The 19,971-nt window shown below is 50.5% G+C and carries 20 protein-coding genes; 7 read left to right on the forward strand and 13 right to left on the reverse strand.

What is annotated here, in order from left to right; translation table 11 throughout:
* Positions 1-424: 424 nt before the first annotated feature.
* Together HCX92_RS04410 and HCX92_RS04415 are read right to left on the reverse strand one after the other, a co-directional pair.
* Positions 425-1,330: a c-type cytochrome gene (locus tag HCX92_RS04410; RefSeq protein ID WP_169293728.1), complete on the reverse strand. Its 906-nt coding sequence runs from the start codon at positions 1,328-1,330 to the stop codon at positions 425-427.
* The gene (locus HCX92_RS04415; protein ID WP_211182273.1) at positions 1,323-2,672 is read right to left on the reverse strand and encodes a cytochrome c; all 1,350 of its coding nucleotides are present in this window, start codon (positions 2,670-2,672) and stop codon (positions 1,323-1,325) included. The genes HCX92_RS04410 and HCX92_RS04415 overlap by 8 nt, the downstream gene beginning before the upstream one ends.
* A gap of 168 nt (positions 2,673-2,840) precedes the next feature.
* On the opposite strand from HCX92_RS04415, the gene HCX92_RS04420 reads away from it, so the two are divergent.
* Complete coding sequence (locus HCX92_RS04420; protein ID WP_169293729.1) at positions 2,841-4,622, forward strand: PhnD/SsuA/transferrin family substrate-binding protein; 1,782 nt, start codon at positions 2,841-2,843, stop codon at positions 4,620-4,622.
* Complete coding sequence (locus HCX92_RS04425) at positions 4,609-5,217, forward strand: response regulator transcription factor (protein WP_248289995.1); 609 nt, start codon at positions 4,609-4,611, stop codon at positions 5,215-5,217. Before HCX92_RS04420 ends, HCX92_RS04425 begins: the two co-directional genes overlap by 14 nt.
* A 50-nt stretch (positions 5,218-5,267) precedes the next feature.
* Here the strand turns inward: HCX92_RS04425 and HCX92_RS04430 are convergent, their stop codons facing one another.
* The 4 genes from HCX92_RS04430 to HCX92_RS04445 form a co-directional block, all read right to left on the reverse strand.
* Positions 5,268-7,301 carry a TonB-dependent copper receptor gene (locus HCX92_RS04430; RefSeq protein ID WP_169293730.1) on the reverse strand — a complete coding sequence of 678 codons (2,034 nt, stop codon included), beginning with the start codon at positions 7,299-7,301 and terminating at the stop codon, positions 5,268-5,270.
* 144 nt (positions 7,302-7,445) lie between these two features.
* Positions 7,446-7,868, reverse strand: coding sequence for a DUF2946 domain-containing protein (locus tag HCX92_RS04435; protein ID WP_169293731.1), 423 nt, complete (start codon positions 7,866-7,868; stop codon positions 7,446-7,448).
* Positions 7,869-8,043: 175 nt separating this feature from the next.
* Positions 8,044-8,427, reverse strand: a complete 384-nt coding sequence (gene panD, locus HCX92_RS04440; RefSeq protein ID WP_169293732.1) for an aspartate 1-decarboxylase — start codon at positions 8,425-8,427, stop codon at positions 8,044-8,046.
* 316 nt (positions 8,428-8,743) lie between these two features.
* Entirely contained in the window at positions 8,744-9,457 is a 714-nt protein-coding gene (locus HCX92_RS04445; protein WP_169293733.1) for a TerC family protein, read from the reverse strand.
* Positions 9,458-9,887: 430 nt separating this feature from the next.
* On the opposite strand from HCX92_RS04445, the gene HCX92_RS04450 reads away from it, so the two are divergent.
* Positions 9,888-10,487: a bifunctional 2-polyprenyl-6-hydroxyphenol methylase/3-demethylubiquinol 3-O-methyltransferase UbiG gene (locus tag HCX92_RS04450; RefSeq protein ID WP_169293734.1), complete on the forward strand. Its 600-nt coding sequence runs from the start codon at positions 9,888-9,890 to the stop codon at positions 10,485-10,487.
* Positions 10,488-10,582: 95 nt separating this feature from the next.
* Complete coding sequence (thiM, locus tag HCX92_RS04455; RefSeq protein WP_169293735.1) at positions 10,583-11,416, forward strand: hydroxyethylthiazole kinase; 834 nt, start codon at positions 10,583-10,585, stop codon at positions 11,414-11,416.
* 64 nt (positions 11,417-11,480) lie between these two features.
* On the opposite strand, the gene HCX92_RS04460 is transcribed toward thiM, so the two are convergent.
* Both HCX92_RS04460 and HCX92_RS04465 read right to left on the reverse strand, forming a co-directional pair.
* Positions 11,481-11,963, reverse strand: a complete 483-nt coding sequence (locus tag HCX92_RS04460) for a redoxin domain-containing protein (protein ID WP_169293736.1) — start codon at positions 11,961-11,963, stop codon at positions 11,481-11,483.
* Positions 11,964-11,976: 13 nt separating this feature from the next.
* Positions 11,977-12,633, reverse strand: coding sequence for a protoglobin domain-containing protein (locus HCX92_RS04465; protein WP_169293737.1), 657 nt, complete (start codon positions 12,631-12,633; stop codon positions 11,977-11,979).
* 83 nt (positions 12,634-12,716) lie between these two features.
* Here HCX92_RS04465 and HCX92_RS04470 point away from each other — a divergent pair, with 83 nt between their 5' ends.
* Entirely contained in the window at positions 12,717-13,646 is a 930-nt protein-coding gene (locus tag HCX92_RS04470; RefSeq protein WP_169293738.1) for an AraC family transcriptional regulator, read from the forward strand.
* Positions 13,647-13,653: 7 nt separating this feature from the next.
* Here HCX92_RS04470 and HCX92_RS04475 read toward each other — a convergent pair whose 3' ends face one another.
* From HCX92_RS04475 to HCX92_RS04485, 3 genes are all read right to left on the reverse strand, one after another.
* Positions 13,654-14,280 carry an AAA family ATPase gene (locus HCX92_RS04475; RefSeq protein ID WP_169293739.1) on the reverse strand — a complete coding sequence of 209 codons (627 nt, stop codon included), beginning with the start codon at positions 14,278-14,280 and terminating at the stop codon, positions 13,654-13,656.
* Between the two features lie 117 nt (positions 14,281-14,397).
* Positions 14,398-15,693: a class I SAM-dependent methyltransferase gene (locus tag HCX92_RS04480; RefSeq protein ID WP_169293740.1), complete on the reverse strand. Its 1,296-nt coding sequence runs from the start codon at positions 15,691-15,693 to the stop codon at positions 14,398-14,400.
* Positions 15,694-15,797: 104 nt separating this feature from the next.
* The gene (locus tag HCX92_RS04485) at positions 15,798-17,879 is read right to left on the reverse strand and encodes a TonB-dependent receptor domain-containing protein (RefSeq protein WP_169293741.1); all 2,082 of its coding nucleotides are present in this window, start codon (positions 17,877-17,879) and stop codon (positions 15,798-15,800) included.
* Between the two features lie 244 nt (positions 17,880-18,123).
* Between HCX92_RS04485 and HCX92_RS04490 the strand changes: the two genes are divergently transcribed.
* Together HCX92_RS04490 and HCX92_RS04495 are read left to right on the forward strand one after the other, a co-directional pair.
* Positions 18,124-18,414: a hypothetical protein gene (locus HCX92_RS04490; protein WP_169293742.1), complete on the forward strand. Its 291-nt coding sequence runs from the start codon at positions 18,124-18,126 to the stop codon at positions 18,412-18,414.
* 51 nt (positions 18,415-18,465) lie between these two features.
* Positions 18,466-18,681, forward strand: a complete 216-nt coding sequence (locus HCX92_RS04495; RefSeq protein ID WP_169293743.1) for a hypothetical protein — start codon at positions 18,466-18,468, stop codon at positions 18,679-18,681.
* Positions 18,682-18,699: 18 nt separating this feature from the next.
* Here HCX92_RS04495 and rnhA read toward each other — a convergent pair whose 3' ends face one another.
* Positions 18,700-19,158 carry a ribonuclease HI gene (gene rnhA / locus HCX92_RS04500; RefSeq protein WP_169293744.1) on the reverse strand — a complete coding sequence of 153 codons (459 nt, stop codon included), beginning with the start codon at positions 19,156-19,158 and terminating at the stop codon, positions 18,700-18,702.
* Positions 19,151-19,945, reverse strand: a complete 795-nt coding sequence (locus HCX92_RS04505; RefSeq protein WP_169293745.1) for a class I SAM-dependent methyltransferase — start codon at positions 19,943-19,945, stop codon at positions 19,151-19,153. The genes rnhA and HCX92_RS04505 overlap by 8 nt, the downstream gene beginning before the upstream one ends.
* Between the last annotated feature and the right edge of the window lie 26 nt (positions 19,946-19,971).

Here is a 19,971-nt window from a genome sequence, read left to right on the forward strand (position 1 = left end):
TCGATTTTTTACTGCAACACAGGGCAGCACTTATAGAGTAACCTGTTTTTATTGCAGTTTTATGATTGCTGGTTTTTTTTGCAAGCTCGAATGGAGAGATTGCCGGTTTTTAATATAGTTATATAACAAATCGCCATAAGTGCTTGGTTTTATTGACTTATTATTTGGCGATTTAGCCAAGTATATCTCATTTTTGAAAATCAAGCAAGTTATTTTGAATAATGGCTTAGGTTATTGATTTTTAATGATTTTGTTGTTTTTGTTAAAATGTTCAGCTTGAATCTGTCTTGGCCCGCCCCATTCAAGTCTGGGCTTTATTATTTGGCCCAAAAGTTCAAGATGGTGAGCTGTTCTGCAAGATAAAAAAACCGGACAGGACGTCCGGCTAAAGAGGTTGTTGGTATGGGGCGTTGGCTGTTTTTACTTAGTAGCGTGCGTCCTTGGGTTTCTTGCCGTTCGCCCAGTCATTGACCTTGCCCGCAAAGTCGGGGCGGGGCATATGGGTAAAATATTCGGCGATATCAACAGCTTCCTGGTCGCTGAGTACGCCGCCCTGACCCCACGCGCCATGTTGCTGCACCCCCATGGGCATATTGTATTTAATAAAGGCGGCCGCTTTGTAGGTGCGTGCCATACCGGCACCGATATTGAAGGATTCATCTCCCCATAGTGGCGGGAAGACAATATCGCCACGGCTGTCTTTCAGGCCTTCGCCATTGTCTCCATGGCAGCTGGCACATTGCGCGGCATAAAGCACCTTGCCATTCACCGGGTCGGGTACAAGCGCTTCATTGATCTTGCCGGCATTCTGTATTTGCACTTTCTGGTCTTTAGGTACTTTTTGGCCGACCCAATCAATATATGCAATCATGGCTTTCATTTCAGGCGAATCCGGATTCAGTGGCTTGCCATTCATGGAGCGTTGGAAGCAGCCATTAATGCGGCCGGTCAGGTCCACTTCCTTGCCGGCCCGTGGCATGACTTTTGGATAGCTGTTGGTGGTGGTGAAATACGGTGCACCCATGTTGATTTTGCCTTGTGCCACGTGACAGCTGCTGCAGTTCATGGATGCACCGACATGTTCGGGCAACAGGCGTTTGGTTTCATTCATCAGGCGCTTGCCATAAATGATCTCTTGCGCGTTGGGTTCCTGGGCAATGGTGGCGTCGTCAGGAATAAGATACTGCCCGATTACATTTTTGTCTTTGTCCAGAATATCAAAGCTGATGGGGGAGGCTTCAGTCAGTGAAGGTGACTGGGCCATATAAACACCCGCACCGACAGCAATAACGGCGGCTGCAATGACAGACCATTTGACAGCTTTATTCATGTTGATCTCCTGTAGCAGTGATATGGGGGGCTTTGCCAGAAACGAAATGGCGGATTTTTGCAATGTCACCAGCTTCTACTGTGGGTGCCTGGTTGGTCCAGCTGTTGCGGATAAAGTTGATGACTTCAGCCAGGTCCTGGTCACTTAAATGATTGAAAGCGGGCATAGTGAAGGCCATTCTGTCTGCGGGAGTGCCAGGCATTTTTCCGCCCTCAAGGGTAACCTGGATAACCGACTGGGCATTATTGGCGAAGATGGCACTGTTCGCATCCAATGCCGGGAAAATCCGCTCAACCCCTTTGCCATCAGCCCGGTGACAGCTTGTGCAGTGCTCTGTGTATAAAACGGCACCCCGGCTGGTATAGATGCCATTTAGCAGATCGTTGGTCGTGGTATCTTCTTTGGCAGCCAGTGTTATTTCCTTGCCTTTGACTGGTGGCAACTGTTTCAGGTATTTGGCCATGCTGGCAATATCTTCAGGGGTGAAGTATTGGGTACTGTGCTGCACGACATCAGCCATGGCACCGAAAGCGGCAACCTTGTCCGTGCGGCCTGTCGACAGGAACTGTTCCAGTTCTTCCTGGCTCCAGGAGGCAAGTCCGCGGGCTTCACCTCGCAGGCTCTTGGCCCGCCAGCCGTCAATAACCGCACCGGAAAGAAACTCATCGCCATCGCTTAGTTTCAGGGCCAGCTCCTGATAGGCGATGCCGCGCGGGGTATGACAGGCACTGCAGTGGCCCGGGCCTTCGACCAGGTAGGCGCCACGATTGATAAGTTCATCGGCATTGGGGTCGGGTACAAAATCCCGTTGGGGCGCAAACACCAGCTGCCACCAGGCCATGGGCCAGCGCCAGTTTAAAACCGGTGGGATAGTGGAATCGGCATTTTGTTGTTTGACCGGTTTGACATCGGCCATGAAATAGGCGTAAAGAGCTTCCAGGTCCTCGTCGGGCATAATCACATAAGATGGATAAGGCATGGCAGGGTATAAGGCCTGTCCGTCACCACGCACACCGTGCTTGACGGCACCCATGAATTGGGCTAGAGAGTAATTGCCAATGCCGGTTTCTTTGTCGGGGGTAATATTGGTTGAGTAAATGGCGCCTACCGGGGTTTCCATGGCCAGTCCACCGGCATATTCTGCACCGCCTGGGCTGGTATGGCAGGCAACGCAGTCTGCCGTCCGGGCAATATAAGCACCGCGTTTAATCAATTCATCATTGTTTATATCCACTTTGGCCGCTGTATCCGGGACTCTGGTTTGGGGAAGGATAGCTGCCCCACCATAAGCCACGGCAAATAGAACTGCAGCGGCAATCAGGCTTTTATGCAGTGTTCTCATGTTACATTCCTATAAAAATTAGACTGTTCTACAGTAAGACCGGCAAGGCAATGGCCTGATACCAGTGCAAACTGTATGTTGGTTAAGTCATTCTCGGATGTATTCGTAACGGAAGATATTGTGGAACTCCACATAAGCCGGATAGTTTTGATTTAGGACAAATAAATAATGAAATTTTCCTGCAGGCATTTTTACCGGGTTTTGCTGTTCTTATGGCTGGGGGCTTATTCAGGCATGCTTTGCGCCAAAACCTGGTATGTGGGTATTCTGGCGCCACGTGGAGTGCAGGCGGCCCAGCAGGAGTGGCAGCCATGGCTTAATTGGCTGTCCACTCAATGGGAAAATGAAACGTTTATTCTGGTGCCGATGAAACTGGCCGATGCCGAACAGATGATTGCCGATAACCGGGTTAATTTTGTACTTGCGCCACAGGCCCAGTTTTTGTCCATGAAAACGGGGATGGAAATGCGTTGGCTGGCCACGTTGAATCGAGTGGATGATGCGCAGCCAAAGGCTGCCGAATTGGTGGGAAGTGCACTATGGGTACGCAAAGACGGTGGTTTGCATGACATAACGCAGTTGCGCGGCAAAATGATTGCCGCCGTGCAGGAAAATGCGTTTGGCGGTTTTTTGCTGGCCTATAAATTGCTCTATGATGCACAATTGCGTGAAAACCGGGATTACGAACTGGTGTTTACCGGATATCCGATTGACCAGACCCTGTTGCTGCTTGATCGCAAGCAGGTGGATGCCGCGATTGCCCCGTTGTGCCTGATGGAGGAAATGCAGGCCCAGGGTATTTTGGATCGCTCGCAATTTCAACTGTTGCACCCGGTCAATAATCAGAGCGCTTGCGCTGGCAGCACCGAACTGTTCCCGAACTGGTCCCTGGCCGCCTTACCCAATGTTCCTGACGCCTTGGCTACCCGTCTGGGTTCCCTGTTGTTACAGAATCAGCCCGACTCCTTGTTGCCAGGATGGGCTCCTGTGGTGGCTTCAACACGGGTAGAGGAAATCTTGCACAGCATTCGCCGTCATCCTTTTCAGCATTCGGTTTGGGCGGGTATTAAAGATTGGGTGTCCGAGTATAAAACCTGGGTGGGGGTTGCCTTGCTGTTTGTGTTCCTGTCTTTGCTGAATTATGCTTGGGTAAGTTGGCTTGCCTGGCGCCGGCAAAAACAGATAACGCAGGCCTATGAGCAAATGCGTGCCTATGAGCGAATGATGATGCAGGCGGACAGGTTGAATATTCTTGGTGAAATGGCTTCGGGCATCGCCCATGAGATCAATCAGCCGGTTTCAGTGATCAGGCATTATGCCGAAGGAACCCGGTATCGTCTGGATAGGCAGAAAACGAATGCGGAATTGATACCTGTGCTGGACAAAGTGATTGAACAGGTGGAGCGCATTACACAAATTATTGAGAATCTGCGTAAGTGGGTCAAGTCTGATCGCCATTACCAGAGTGTGGCGGTCAATATTTGCCAGGCGGTGGACAAAAGCGTGCAGTTTGTCCGCATGCAAAATAACAGGCACTCCATGAACATCCAGATTAATATTCCGGATGATCTGGTTCTATTTACCGTACCTAGTGTGATTGAGCAGGTATTGGTGAACAGCCTGCTTAATTGCTGGCAACAGCAAGCAACACAGGTTGATATTACGATCCGGTATTTTGATGCCTCGTTTCTTGGCATTACGATCACGGATAATGCAGGCGGCTTCGCCCAGGAACAGCTTGATTTCCCATTCGTTCCCTTTAGAACCAACAAGGATCAGGGACTTGGATTGGGGTTGGTGATTTGTGAACGTTTAATGCGCGTGATAGGGGGCAGTTTGTTATTGGATAACCGCAGTGATGGCGTTGCGGGCGCCATCGTAACGTTAAAATTGCCACTTAAAGAAAATACGATAAGCCAGAAGGAATCAACGCTTCATGATGAAAATTGAGACGCTGCCTATTCATATTGTGGATGATGATGCTTCGGTCAGGGAGGCCTTGCGGTTTTTGCTGCAAAGCCTTGGTTATGATGCCCATACCTGGCCTGATGGGCGGTCATTTCTGGATGAGGCGGAAATTGGCAAAGGAGGCGTTGTTATCCTGGATATTCGTATGCCCCATTTAAGCGGGCAGGAGCTTTACCAGCATTTAATTGAAGCTAAAAGTACCCTGGCCGTTATCATTCTTACCGGTCATGCCGATGTGCCCATGGCCGTTGAAATGTTGAAGAAAGGGGTGGTGGATTTTTTGCAGAAACCGGTTGCCTTGGCCCAGATGGCGACAGCCCTTGAGAATGCGCTGGCACAGGCAGAGCGGAATTTGCTTTGCTGTCGCTTGCGGGGGCTTTATGCGTCTTTGTCGCCACGGGAAAAACAGGTGACCGAACTGGTCTTGCAGGGTAAAACGAACAAGATGATTGCTGATGAACTGTACATTGCCGTGCGTACGGTAGAAGTCCAGCGGGCCAGTGCCATGCAGAAAATGCAGGTGGATAACCTGCCCGAATTTGTGCGGGCAGTTAATCAGGCGTGCATGAATAAATAAAACGTAGGCAAGAAGGGGCATGCCACCTCTTCTTGCCATGATGGGCAGACTTAATACTTGATGCTCAACCTTGCCCAGGCAGTTCGGCCAGGTTCGTTGATACGGGTGTTGGCGGCATAGCCAAATGCGCCGACACCCGCCAGGTTAAGGTGTTCGCTGTAGGTTTTGTCAAACAGGTTGTCGATGCCTACGGTAAGTTTGACCCGGTCATTGAACGCATAGCCGGCATTCAGGGCTAACGTGCCAAAACCGGCACTGGGTCCAAAATCTTTGCTGGCAACGTTACCGTGGTTGGTGGCATATCGTTTTTGCGGTGCCACCAGGCGCCATAAGGCACCGGCCGACCAGATTCCGTCATCATATTGAACACTAAGGCGTGTTTCAAGCGGCGGGATTTGCGCCATGGGGCGGCCGTCATCACTGTTTTTGCCCCAGGCATAGGCTAAAGTGCCGTTTAGCTTGAGATGGTCGGATACCTCATACGAGGCACCCATTTCTGCGCCCATAATGCGGGCATTAACATTACGTACTTGTTTAACGCCGCCACCTAATGAAGCATAGTCAAACAGGATGAAATCCTTCACATAGCCAACATAGCCGGAAAGCCAGGCTTCCAGGTGTTCGCCTTTGTATTGGGCACCAAAATCAAGCTGGCTTGTTTTTTCGGGCTTGATGCCTCTGAAGGCATTGACTGAACCCTCGGGCCCGGCACCGGGAGAGACCAGTTCCCAGAAATCAGGGAAACGCTCGACATGGCCAAGTCCCGCATAAATAGTGGTGGAAATATCGTGAAGGTCATGTTCGTAGCGGATAAAGCCGCTGGTGAGCGTGTCGTCACGTTTATAGTCTTTGCTTGGCGAGTTTGCCCGGTAATCTTTGGCGGTTGCCTGGTCAAGGCGCAGGCCGCCAATCAGCCTGCCTGATTCGGACGTTTGCCAGGTAAGTTCGCCAAATATGCCGGTATTGCTGAATTTGGCATTGTCTTGCCAGGGCATTTCGGTGGCGGAAATCCATGTCATTCCCTGACGGGCAAACTTGCGTAGTTCATGTTTGCTTTTCTGGAAATCAAGACCGGTTACCAGGCTTAAATTGTCATTGAAGCGGAAAGTGCCTGCTAGCCTGCCTCCCCATGTCGTGCGCCTTGGGTTGGATTCCATTTTCATGGTGTAGGGTCTCATGCGGAAATTGTCCATGACATGATCGGCCTGGTTGTAATAAAGCTGTGCTTCAAATTCATCAAGAAAGGTACCTATATTCTGCTTTTTAAAACGCAGCCCATAGCTTGTACGCTTGAATGTTGTACCGTCCATGCTGCGGGTCGCGTAGGCTGCCTTGGCATCACCGGTACCTGCGGTTAATTCAAGAAGGGTGTTTGAATCGGGGGTGATGCCCAGTGAAAGATCGGTATTCCATTTGTCCCAGCGGGAGTGAACCTTGTTGCCATCGCCATCTTTGTAATCTTGGGCGTGTGAGTGGTTGGCGGTCACACGGGCGTAGAATTTGTCATTGCCCGCTTCAAGGTCGGCAGCCTGGTCATTCCTGCCCCATGACCCCCCCACTAAAGATCCTTCAAAATTAATGTTTTTACCTTCTTCAAAAACGGGAGGATTCCGGTCAAAGCGTACGGTTCCTGCCGAAGCGCCTGGCCCCCATATAACGGTTTGAGGGCCTTTTACAACGGTAAGTTCATCAAAGTTCTCGGGCGCAATGTATGAGCCGGGGTTGTCCATGCGGCCACCGCAGGCGCCAGGCATATTGGAGTCATTGGCCAGCATATTGATGCGTGACCCGAACATGCCGCGTAAAACGGGGTCGCCATTGGAGCCGCCATTGCGCAGGGCCGAAAAACCGGGAATGGTTTTGAGGTAGTCGGTGGCGTCACTGGCGGGAATGGGCTGGCGGGGCAGTTTGGGATTGGTGGTATAGGTTAGCGGGAAGTCTGGAGCGACCTGTGTAACCAGGATGGTTTCAAGCTGGGTAACCTTGGCTGTGTTTTGTGCCAAGACCGGTTCAGTTATGGCCAGAAGCAAGGCGGATGAAAGCAGGGTATAGGTAAAAGCGGGGTAATTGTTAAAGGACTTCATGTTTCTGTACTTTTTAATAATTAAACAAACATCGCTTCACGTTGCCAAATAAAGTACACAGCACAAGATACTTGCGCAAAAAAATGGGCAAGATCAGGGCGGATATATATTAAGCAAGGTTATGCAGAATAACGATGGGAAGAATCAGGAAAGTACAGAAGGCGGGGCACGCGGGCCCAAAGGGGAACCGCGGATATTGAAAACTGGATAGTGGATGCTTTTGAATGAAAACGGTCTGGCAGTGGCCGGTTTGGTGATAACCGGATCAGGCACCGTAGGCGGATCAATGAAAAACTGCTGCGCCAGGATGCCATAAGGACATTCGTTGGCAATCGTGGTTTCAGTGTCGGGTGGGCTGGGCTCGCCAATGGGAACCTGAATGGTATAAAAGCCATGTTCAGGATTGCAGATGGTCAGGGTCATGAACCCCGATGCCGCAGCATTGGATGCCGGCATATAACCAATGGGAATGAGACTGCGCAATACCAAGGCAAACAACAGAAAACAGGCGGCCATGCGTGCTTGCTGGTGCGATGTCTTGTTATGTGATTTTAAGGTATTGGGCATCGTTGGATTCTAATAATGCCCATACTTGGCGTCAATTAATGAGCCGGTTTTGAATGATTGCCATGATCTAAATCAAACATGATGTTGTCATTTGTCATCATAGTTGAATTATCAATCATTGAAAACGCTAAATGGCCAGGCAATGCAGTGTGTTCCCTGGCCTTATAATAAAAAATTACATAACCGTGGCTTCGGGTTCTGCCCCGATAATTTCCTTGATGGAATTGTTTTCACCCATGATGGCCACTTTGGGCTGGTGGTTTACGGCTTCATTGGCATCAACATAAACATAAGACATGATAATGACAATATCGCCTTTCTGAACCAGGCGGGCTGCCGCACCATTAAGGCAAATCACGCCACTGCCCCGCTTGCCGGGGATAATATAGGTTTCAAGACGGGCACCGTTATTGTTATTGACAATATGCACCTTTTCATTGGCCAGCATGCCAACGGCGTCCAGGATGTCCTGGTCGATGGTTACAGAGCCGACATAGTCCAAATTCGCCTCGGTCACTTGAGCGCGGTGAATTTTGCTATTCATCATCATTCGAAACATTTGTTTGTTACCTTTATACAAAACACAATACTGCGGTATTTGTTGAAAAATATAGATGCATGGTGCCCCCTGTGGAGGGAAAATCTTAATGATAATGAGGGGAGGGGGAGTGCAAATATAAATTGGACAGGGCTAATTATATGATTTGCTGAGCAATTTTTTGGGTCTGTCAGGCATAATGGCAGAAAATTTTCAGTTAAATTGCGTCAGCTTAAAAAAAACGGGCAAATGAAATTTTCACTTGCCCGGTTTTTATGTTTGACTGTTTGCCTAAAGGCCGGGGGCTGGCTGACTGCCGCCAGACCGGCCTGTTAACTTAAGCTTCGGCGTTGGCACTTGATTTGAGTTTGCGGCTGGCAAAAAATTTGCCCAGCGCAACGATAGTGACTGCACCAATCACTTCAGCAGTCAGTTTCAGCATGCCTGAAGGCTCGCCAATTCTTTCCACGATGAAAATATCGGTCAACAGCATGCCACCGGCAATCCAGCCCAGTAACGCAGCGCCAAAGGTAACGACCCATGGGAATTTGTCGATCAGTTTCAAGACGATCGTGCTGCCCCAGATAATGATAGGTACACTGACGACCAGACCGAAGATGACCAGGCCAATCTGATGGTCGGGGTTGGCGGTTTGGGCGGCACCGGCAATGGCGATAACGTTATCCAGACTCATCACGAAGTCAGCCACGATAATGGTTTTGACGGCAGACATAATCGACGTGCTGCCTTCGATATTGCCATGGGCATCGTCTTCGGGAATCAGCAACTTAACGCCAACCCATACCAGTAACAGGGCACCGACAATTTTCAGGAAAGGAATGCTGAGCAAGGTCAGGGCGAAGGCAATCAGGACAACCCGCAGGCCGATTGCGCCAGCGGTACCCCATAAAATACCTTGCATGCGCTGTTTTTTAGGAAGGTTGCGACAGGCCAGGGCGATAACCACGGCATTGTCGCCACCAAGCAGAATATCAATCAGAATAATCTGAAAGACGGCTGCCCAGCTGAGTGTTTGTAAAAATTCAAGCATCAGTTACCCTTTGAAATAACAGAAATTGGAAAGAGAAACGGATCTGGCTTGAGTCTTTTTGAGCGGTTTCCTTATGAATAAAAGGGGAATGTACCGGACAAAAAAACAAAAAGGCCTGATCCATCAGGACACAGGCCATCTTAAATAGAGAAGACGTACCTTGCCCGTAATGGCAAGGTCTTGCTTGCAACATTTGGTATGTTGCCCGGGCACCGGACGCTTGCGTTATAGACAAACAATCGAAATGACGATGCGGCGGAAGAAAGCTACTCCCCTTGATTTGCGTAATTATATGGGAAGCTTGAGCGAAGTCAAGAAGTAATTGCATAAATCATGGTAAACCCCGTGTCGCTATTAATGAATGTTGCTGAATGGTGAACGCGAAATACATGTTACGATAATTGGCAGTTTAATTGGATCGGGAGTTTGCATGTGGAATGAGCGTTTTTCAGGTGACGAGTACGTATACGGTACTGAACCCAATGATTTCCTGAAAGAGAACCGGGGTTTGTTCAATACGCCGGCAATGCCTCAAAAGATTTTATGTCTTGGCGAGGGGGAAGGGCGCAATGCGGTTTTTCTGGCTCAACAGGGCAATCAGGTCTGGGCACTGGATTATGCGCAGGCCGGCCTTGATAAAACCCGTAAGCTGGCTGAGCTGAAGCAGACCCGGGTGCACACGATTCATGCCGATCTCACGACCCATGAGTTACCCGAGGCCGAATATGATGCGGTTATTATGGTTTTTTGTCATTTGCCTTCGGCAAACCGGCCTTTTTTGTATGAGCAGATCCGTAAAACACTCAAGCCTGAAGGCGTTCTGCTGGCTGAACTGTATACGCCTGAGCAGCTTGAGTACCGAACCGGTGGCCCTGGTAATGTAGACATGCTGGTAAGTAAAGAAGAGCTGGAACAGGCGTTTGCGTCATATTCACTTCTTGTCAGCAAGGAGTGTGTACGGGACATTCATGAAGGTAAGCTTCATACCGGCAAGGGAGCCGTGGTTCAGTTTATTGCCCGCAAGACGTAAACCGGGTTGTATGGATATTGACGGATATTTTTTGTACAGTAGTAAAATAAGGCTTGTATTAAACAGGCCTTATTTTGTGCGTATCCGGAGAAAAAATGCGGCATCAGCTGAAAACCGACATTGGAACTTTACTGGACAAGGTCCGTGCCAGTACCCCACTGGTTCATCATATTACCAATTATGTGACGGTGAATGACTGCGCCAACATGACCCTGGCCATCGGGGCTTCGCCGGTCATGGCGGACAGCATTCATGAAGTCAGGGATATGGTGTCAATTGCCGCTGCCCTGGTCATTAATACGGGCACCTTGAATGAGGCAACGGTGGCTGCCATGCACGCCGCCGCCAAACAGGCCAATGCAAAAGGAATCCCGCTGGTCCTGGATCCGGTGGGGGCGGGGGCCACGCCCTACCGGACAGAAACGGTACGTCAATTGTTGCAGCAGGCCCGCTTTTCTGTCATTCGCGGCAATCTGTCAGAAATACGGGTATTGGCCGGACTGGATGAAAAAACCCGGGGGGTTGATGCTACGGCGGTGTTTGACGGTAATGCGCTTCAACAGGAAACACGGATATTTATTGAAAATACCGCCCGTAAACTGAACACAACGCTTGCGGTGACGGGGGCGGTTGATATTGTTTCTGATGGCAAGCGTACCTGTTTTATAGAAAATGGCCGGCCTGAAATGGCGCGGGTAACCGGGACGGGCTGCATGTGCAGTTCCCTTGTGGGGGCTTTTCTGTCAGTGACCGACGATGCCTTTTTTGCTGCGCTGGCAGGGGTGTTGTGTATGGGTATCGCAGGTGAAATTGCCTACGGGAATTTGCAACCGCAGGAAGGCAATGCCAGCTATCGCAACCGGATCATTGATGCCGCCTATCATTTGACGGCCGCCCGGCTGGCCGGGCGGGCAAGACTGACAGGTTGATGGTTGTGGATAAACAGTCCGTGAATAACTTTAACCTGTTTAAACTATTAATTTCCCATAGCCATTAGTTTTCTATATTCTCGGCCAGCAAGCGTCCCAGCGTGGCTCCTAAAACCAGGTCATCAATCTGGCCGAAATGGTTTAGCCGGACATGCCCCTGTTTATCCAGGATAAGTAGGCTTGGGGTGCCTTGCAAGCCCCATTGCGCCATGGTTTGTGGAATCGGGTTGTGGGTAGAGGGGGCATCTACACCAATGGGAAAGCGCAGGCGGAATTCGTGAATGAAGGCTTCAAGGGCATGTGGCTGCATGGCCTCGTGATGTTCAAAAACCGTGTGCAGGCCAATCACTTTCAAGCCTTCGGCAGCCAGGGCCTGGTGTACTTTTGCCGCTTGTGGAATGGCATGCAGCACGCAACCCGGGCATAGCATCTGGAAGGTGTGAATCATCACGACATGACCGCGCAGGTCGGCCAGTTGCAGTGGTTGCGGTGTATTGAACCACTGCGATACATGCCATTCCTGGATTGGAAAATAACTTTTGTTCATACCGTTGCCCTGTTCAGAAAGCGCCTTCCCTGATGTAGGGCTGGCTCCAGAGGATGACCTGCAATAAAACCGCCTTGACCCAGGCCGCATGCATTTTTTCAACTTCTTCGGCAGAGGCGCCCTTATTACCCAGGAATGGTTTAAGGGTGGTGGTAATGGGGATGGTTAACCCAACCAAATATCTAAAGTGTACCTGTGGAACGCTGCTGGCACCATCGGTTTTGTTTTTCTTGTGGTGGGTATGGCGCAGGCCGATTTCATATTGCCAGTTCAGCCAGTCCTGGTCAAACCGGGCGTCTGCCGTATCCAGAATCCATTGGGCAAAACGCTTGCGCACGGCGGCCAGATAGGCAGGGTCTGCCTGTCCGGTTTTGGCATCACTGAAATAAACCAGCAGCTCCGGGGTGGAGGCCACAAAACCGTACCAGACATCCAGAATGGCATCGGTCTGGTCAGCCAGGATCGCTTTGCTTTGCCGCAATGCCTGAATGTCTTCATCGCTAAAAAGCATGGTTTTTTGCAGTGCTGCCAGATCGCTCGCCGTGTAGGGGGCCTGGGCAAGTGTTGGCTGTCCATAGGCATAACCGGGAATTGCTTCTTGGGCGGCAGCTGTTGATGACTGAATGATGCCGGCGGTGGCACTAAGCAGAATGAATTGAAAGGGTTTCATGACGGTCTCCTGGCGTGTAATTTATACGGCGTTTGAATCACGGTTGCTTGTATGATGCGCCTTTGTTCTGGATAATAGGTGGCATGAAATCCAGAAAAGTTAACTTATCGTCCAGTTTGCAGCATCAGAGCCCAGCGCCTTCTGTTGATCGCCTGTCGGGATTGCTGGCGCACTTCAGGGTGCAGGCCAGCTTGTTCCATTCGGGTCTCTTGTGTGGCACCAATACGTTTGATGCGATACCCGGGAGAGCGTTTCTGCATGTCCTGCGCAGGGGAAGCATGCAGGTAAGGCATCCTGCCATGCAGGGGGTGGAGCCCGTATTGGCGCTGAATGAGCCGTCCTTGCTGCTGTATACGCGGCCCCTGGCTCATGTGTTTGTCAATCCGCCCGAAGAAGGGTCTGATTTCACTTGCGCCACTTTGGATTTTGATGGCGGAGAGCGAAATCCGTTTGTGGCTGCCTTACCGCCTGTAGTCTGGGTGCCCTTGCGGGAAGTGGCCGGTTTACAGCCTGCCCTTGATTTGCTGTTCGCTGAAACTGAAAAAATGCATTGTGGTTCCCGCTTGATTGCCAATCGTCTTTTTGAGGTGGTTTTGATCCAGTTATTGCGCTGGATCCTCGACCACCCCCATAAAGTAGGGGTTTCCCATGGATTGATTCTGGGGCTGGCTGATGCCCGGCTGGCAAAAACATTGGTCGCCTTGCATCAGTCACCCGGCAAGCCTTGGTCACTGGCGTCTATGGCGCAAACGGCCGCCATGTCACGCAGCGCATTCGCCGCTGCTTTCAGGCAGGTAACTGGTATGACGCCCGCTGCTTATCTGGCCGATTGGCGGCTGACGCTGGCGAGCGCCATGATTCGGGACAAGCGTCCGCTTAAGCTGATAGCGATGGAACTGGGATTTTCCAGCGCTTCAGCGCTATCAAGGGCTTTTAGCCAGCGTTTTGGCATGTCGCCGCGCCAATGGGCCCAAATGCAGTCTGCACCTGCTGTGTTTATGCCCGGGTATTAAGGGCTGTTTATCGGATTTGCATAACCGTGTCCAGCGGTATCATGTTGACGGGCGGGTTTTGCAGCAATGTTTCCAGTGCATTCAAAAGCGCATCGGGTGAAGCACTGGCATCAAGTACCGGTATTTTTCCCTGTTCAACCGCTGGCGGTTTTTTTAATGACTGAATATAGGCTTCCCAATTTTGCAGCTTCCAATGGTCACGCGGGTCTGCCCGCTGAATGATGCGTGCTTGACGAACCGGGTGGGGCAGGTCAAGCCAGACATGACGCAGGCTTGTATTGGCCGGCAGGCCCAAGGCTTGCGCGGAAAACAGGGCACCTGAAGCCAGTTCCCGGCTCCAGGGCCCGGGAAATACCACATTTAGGCCCAGTTCCAGTTGTTCTTTGCCAATCAGCAGGGTGCTTTTATATTGCAGGTCACGTATTTTTTCCTTGAAAAAAGGGCTGTCCCGGTCATTCGGGTCCTGGCCGAAAGCCTCCAGGAAAGGGCCAGTCCAGTATTCGCCGACGGTATCTTTGTCAAGAACGCACCATGTGCGTTGTTGTTGCAGCTGTCGCTGGATAAAACGAGTGGTCAGTACCGATTTTCCGGTACCGGCATGACCCAGAATGAAAAGCGCGCAAGGGGCAGACATGAGTCTCCTTTAAACAAGAGAGTGTAAAGATTCAATAATCCGGCAATTTGTACCGGACAATTGCAATTATAAGTCTTGCGGTTTGATATGCGGATGAATTTACCAATATGGCCAAGGCTAGCCGGCCTGCGTCATGATTGCCGTGCCACAATCGGGCAAAAGCTGCAAGGGCAGTTGCTGTCTGTTCAGCCAGGTTTGCAGGTTTGCCGCAGCAGGCGTTGGCTGCTGTTCTGCGCGGACGGGGTGGGCATAATCTGCCCACATTAACATGGCAAGAGCCTGCAGCAACACGCCTGGCTCTTCTTTGAAGGGGGCAAGCTGGCGTAAGGCATGGAAAGATTGCGGGCCTTTTTTTAATAAAGTCAGCAGGGGTGAAAATAAATCCGCAGGCCCGGGAATGATGCCAATCGGGGTTTTGAATTCAAGTGAACCCGGTGCAGGCATGTTGGGCAGTGCCTTGAAAACGGTTTTGTCCATCAGGTCGAGGTGTTTTTCAACATCCAGTGTCTGGGGGCTTGATTGAAAAACATCCTGCCGCTGGTGCTGGTTGCGAGCCATATCCTTGACGGTTTCCCGCAGTGCCTGGCCGGGCAGGTTTTTCAGGATTGGTTGGAGATTGCCAGGGATAGACAGGGTATCCATATTCTCAAAGCCATTGGCGCTGCCGATGAAGCTGACTCCTGTCTGGCTGATAATACGGTGCAGGTCGGCAGAATGTTGGGGGTGCCAGTAATCAGTCAGGAACTCGTGTGCCAGATAGGCAGGCAATTCTTTTTCAAGTGCTTGCAATTCTTTTTGGATTTCGGGGTTGTCCACGAACAGGCCTGCCCCTTTGTTGGCCAATGTGCGCAGCAGTGTCATGCCGTTCTGGATGCCTTGTACCGAATCGCCCTTGGTTATTTTGGCGGCCTCATAAAGCACTTTTTGCAGGGCAGTCAGGCGGGCGGCACCGGGGTAACACATGTAGTGCAGGTACACCAGGCCTTGCGGCTCAAGTGATTGGTAAATCAGTTGAAGAATGCCGGCCTGGGCCTTGGGTGGCAGCCATGACCATGTGCCGTGGCTGACGATAAAATCAAATTTTCCGCTATTGTTTGCGGCAAAATCATCGAAACTGGCTTCAATAAAACGGATGTTTTCAATGTTCAGCGTTTTTGCCAATGCCTGGGCGCTGGCAATATGCTTTTTGTTGAAATCAATGCCGGTGAATTGTCCGGCAGGGTTGCAGGCCGCGGCAACCAGCAGGTTGAGGCCAGGCCCACAGCCCAACTCGCAATAGCGGTAAGGTTTACTGATATCCGGAACGGCACAGCCTAATGTCTGTATGGTGTGGCATAGCCATATCGGCTGCATTTCCTTGTGAAAATGAAGAGGATAGGAAACATCAATGATATAACCGTCACGGTGTTGCATTATTGGCTTCTTGATGGGTTGTGAAGTAGGAAAACATATCGCTAAAAACAAGGGGAACCTCGGGGGCATATCCGAAGTTCCCGGTTGTAAAAGCGGTTTTAAGGTTAGAAGCGGGCAGTCACACCCATGTAGTAGGTACGACCATTTCCGTCACCGTAATCGTCATCGGTTCTGGCGATATTATTGGTCAGGTTTTGAATGCCGGCACGCAAAGTCAGGTTTTTGTTAACGGCATAGTTAACGCCGATATCAAGTGTGGTGTTTGCATAGGCAAAATGGTTGCTCCCTGTATAGTCTACGGGTGGGGTATAAAGTTGTTTGCCAATATACTGTACCGATGCATAGGTGGACAGTTTTTCTGTGGCTTGCCAGTCAAGCAGGGCATTGGCGGTCCATTTGGGTGTCATGTTCAGCCAGCTACCGGTGGTTTTGTTTTTGGACTTGATCATGTAAGTGGCATTGCCGCTCAGTCTTAAGCCGTCTGTAATGGGAAGGCCAAATGAGGCTTCCAGGCCGGCGGTTTCTCCTTCTTCAATATTGAATTGCTGGGTGTACCAGGTGCCGTTGATATTACCCAGAAAGCCATTTTGGATCATATCTTTGATTTTGCTGTGGAAGTAGGTCAGGTCAAACGAGTAACCGGCTTGGTCAAAAGCAATACCCAGCTCATAGTTGGTGCTGACTTCAGGTTTCAGGTCTGGATTGCCAATCATGTAGCACTGGCCGCCGGTATAGCCCAAAGGACGCAGTGAAGTACAACCCATGCCCATGGAAGAGGTGCCAGAGGTGAGAGAACGCTCTTTCAGGTTGGGGGCACGAAAGCCTTTTGAAACGCCACCTTTGATGGTCCATGACTCGGTAGGATGATAAACCAGGTATCCGCGCGGGCTGACATGCAAATCAAATTCGTCTGACTTGTCACCACGTACCCCCAAGGTCAGGATCAGGTCGTCCCGCAGGAAAATCTGGTCTTCAACAAACAGTGACCATGCCCAGCCTTTGGGGTGTTTATCGGCGGTGATGGTATCACCACCCGGCAGCAGGACGCTAAGGATATTGCCAATATTGCTGGGGTTTTCAACTTCTTCCCGTTTGTATTGGGCACCTACGGTTAGCCAGTGTTCCACGCCAGCCGTGCTAAAGGGCATGTCAACCTTGAAATCGGCAACATGTTCTTTGGATTTTGCGCCCAATTGATCGCCTTCGCCCTTGTTCTCATAGCTGTTGGCGTACAGATCCAGTTTAGTGCGGATTTCACCGAAACGGCCTTCGTGCCCAATGCCAAAATAGGTGTGGCGCATGTCAGAGCCAAAAATTTCACTGGTAACGCCGTCTTGGGCTTCACGTTGCGTCAGGTCGGGGAATGCTTCAGCCTTGTTGCGTCCAACGGAGCCATCCAGATAGAAGCTGTGATTTTCGTTCAGTTGCCAGTTGAGTTTGGCATTCATATTCTGGTTGGCAGAGCCACTGGAACCGCGCGAGCCTGTATCGGGTTCGCGGTTGGTATAGCTGCCACCCAACCGTATGCCCAGGCTTTCTGTAATCGGGCCGCCAATATTAAAGCTGTGAGAGTTGGTGTCGCCGGATTTGCCAGAGTCGGGCACGCTCAGGCTGTTCGTGAGTGAACCGCTCCAGACGTTATCGATTTTGCGGGTAATAATGTTAATGACCCCGCCCATGGCTTCAGAACCGTACAGGGTGGACATGGCGCCGCGCACGACTTCGATTCTGTCAATGGCATCGGGCGACAGCCAGTCAAGGTCCTGGGGAATGGTGTCAGGGCGATGTCCAAGCAGGTTGGAGCCGCCGATACGTTTGCCGTCAACCAGAATCAGGGTGTATTTGTCGGGCATGCCGCGAAAAGCGATTTTTGAACCTGCACCGGCAGGGGCAAAACCACCGGTTACACCGGGAATCGTGCCAAGCACTTCGGCAATACTGGCAGTGGGTTTACGGTCCAGTTCCTTACGGGTAATCACACTGACGCTGGCAGGCGCATCACGAATTTCGCTTTCAACACTGCTGGCAGAGGCGAAGATGGTCTCAAGCTCAACAGCAGCCATGTCATCAATGGTGCTGTTGTCCTGTGCGTAAGAAGAGGTGGCGGCCGTTGCCAACAAAATGGCACTGGCCAAACGGTTCAGTTTGAAAGAGGCGGACAGCCTGGAGTTTTGTGTATGACTCATGTTATGAATGCGGAAGCTCAATGTATTTAAGATTAATATTGATAATGATTATCATTAATTATATAACATAGTAATTAAAAAAGTGTAAAGATTTATCTGGAAAATGGTTTGCAGGATGTTGTTATTAGCCAAGGATGATGAGTGGCCCGGCCTGTTAAAATTTGTTTTGGCTGAACAGAAAGATCGTATTGTGCAAGCAGTTTTGCTACACTTGATGGCAGTCTAACCAGTTGAAAGGCATTTCATGAAACTAGCGTTGTTGCTAACGGTTCCCGTTCTGTTTGTGGCGGCAGGTTGCGCCAATCCGGTTAAAATTGTTCCTGCACTTACTGAAGATGAAAAACAAACCCTGACGTGCAAGGAAATAGGCAGGGAGTCCGACCGCCTGAATATTTTGCTGAATCAATTGCGTCATGGCAATGAGCCGCTGTTTGGTAATGATCCAGCCCAAATTCAACAGGCAGAACAGGCTGCGCAATGGCGCCTGAACCAGATTCGTGAGTTAAGTGTCCAAAAACTGTGTGTTTTTGGTTAAAGTTAAACCCGTTCGGATTAATTAATCCATTTGCCTTTTAAGGTTAAGTTAATGAAAAAAATGATTCTTCTTCCATGCCTGTTGTTGGCAGCCTGTGCCAATGGTCCGGTTGATGACAGTAAGGCTGCAGAATGTGCGCAGGTCCAGTCCCGGATTATCCAGCAGCCTGGTATTCCTGGGACCAGCAATTTCCTGTCACGAGCCCATGACAATGTCCGTGCGGATGCCGAGCGTGAACGTGCCCGACGCATGGGATGCCTTAAATAGGCCGGTGTCTGTTCAAAATCACTCTGCGGAGTGATTTTTTTTGGCCATCAGGACGCCCTCATTGGCCAGTTGGTCTGCGCGTTCATTGCCCGGGTCACCGGCATGGCCTTTGACCCATTTCCAGGTAATGTCATGCCGGGCCACCAGTTCGTTCAGTTCAAGCCATAAATCCATGTTTTTTACTGGTTTTTTATCGGCAGTTTTCCAGTCACGCCTGATCCAGCCGTCCATCCATTCGGTAATGCCTTTTTGCACATATTGTGAATCAATGTGAAGCAGGACCTTGCAGGGGCGCTTCAGTGCTTTAAGTGCCTGGATGACTGCGGTCATTTCCATTCGGTTATTGGTGGTTTCGGATTCTCCTCCGCAAAGTGTTTTTTCATGGTGTCCCTGTTTTAGCAATACGCCCCACCCACCAATGCCGGGATTGCCCTTGCAGGCACCGTCAGTCCATATTTCAACTATTTTTTTATCCATTTTCCGTATTGAACAATTGAGTGATATCTCTTTGGGTAATAATGGCAGGACGTCTGCTGGCCAGACTTTTTCTGCGTTGCTTTTTCTTGAGCAAGGGCCCGACAAGGTGCATGCCGCGAGCCCGTTTTTCGGCTGAAAGCACGTAGACGCCTCCGGTCACGGGCCACCAGCGGTCACCGGCCCTGTTCATGAAATCCCAGCGCTTAAGCCACTTCTCGGTTTGACAGGCAGGAGTATAGCAGCCGAAATGACCCCGATCGATGTCGAGGGATAATAATTTGAACCAGTCTTTCAGGCGACGGACCGAGACCATGTTGCGGTTGGGAATGGGGATCCATGGATTCATGAATGGCATGCCATTGCGAAGGCCCCACAGGCTGTTGGGATTGAAGCCGGAAATAACCACCCGGCCCTCGTAAACCAGTACCCGCTCCACTTCCCGTAGAATTTGATGCGGGTCTTGCGAGCACTCTAGAATATGTGGAAGAATAACCAGATCCAGGCTGCAGTTGGGGAAAGGCAGTTGGTCCAGGCGGCCGTGAATGATTTTTGGCTGATCGGTCGATGTTACATTTTTTTTGGATTCATCCGTTAAAATCGCTTTTGACCTGATCCGGTTGTTTCGCAGAAAATCCCATGCCGGCAAGCCAATTTGCAATGCATGGAAGCCAAATGCGTTGGCAACGATCTGATCAAATTTATCTGTTTCCCAGCGGATAACAGTTTGACCGGGATCAGTATTGAGCCATTGCGTAAGGTTTAAAATCTGCGGGTTGGTTTGTGTCACGCCTGCCTCGGGGTAAGTGTAGATAT

Origin of the sequence: Advenella sp. EE-W14 (assembly GCF_012923605.1) — a bacterium.
GTDB lineage: Bacteria > Pseudomonadota > Gammaproteobacteria > Burkholderiales > Burkholderiaceae_B > Advenella > Advenella alkanexedens.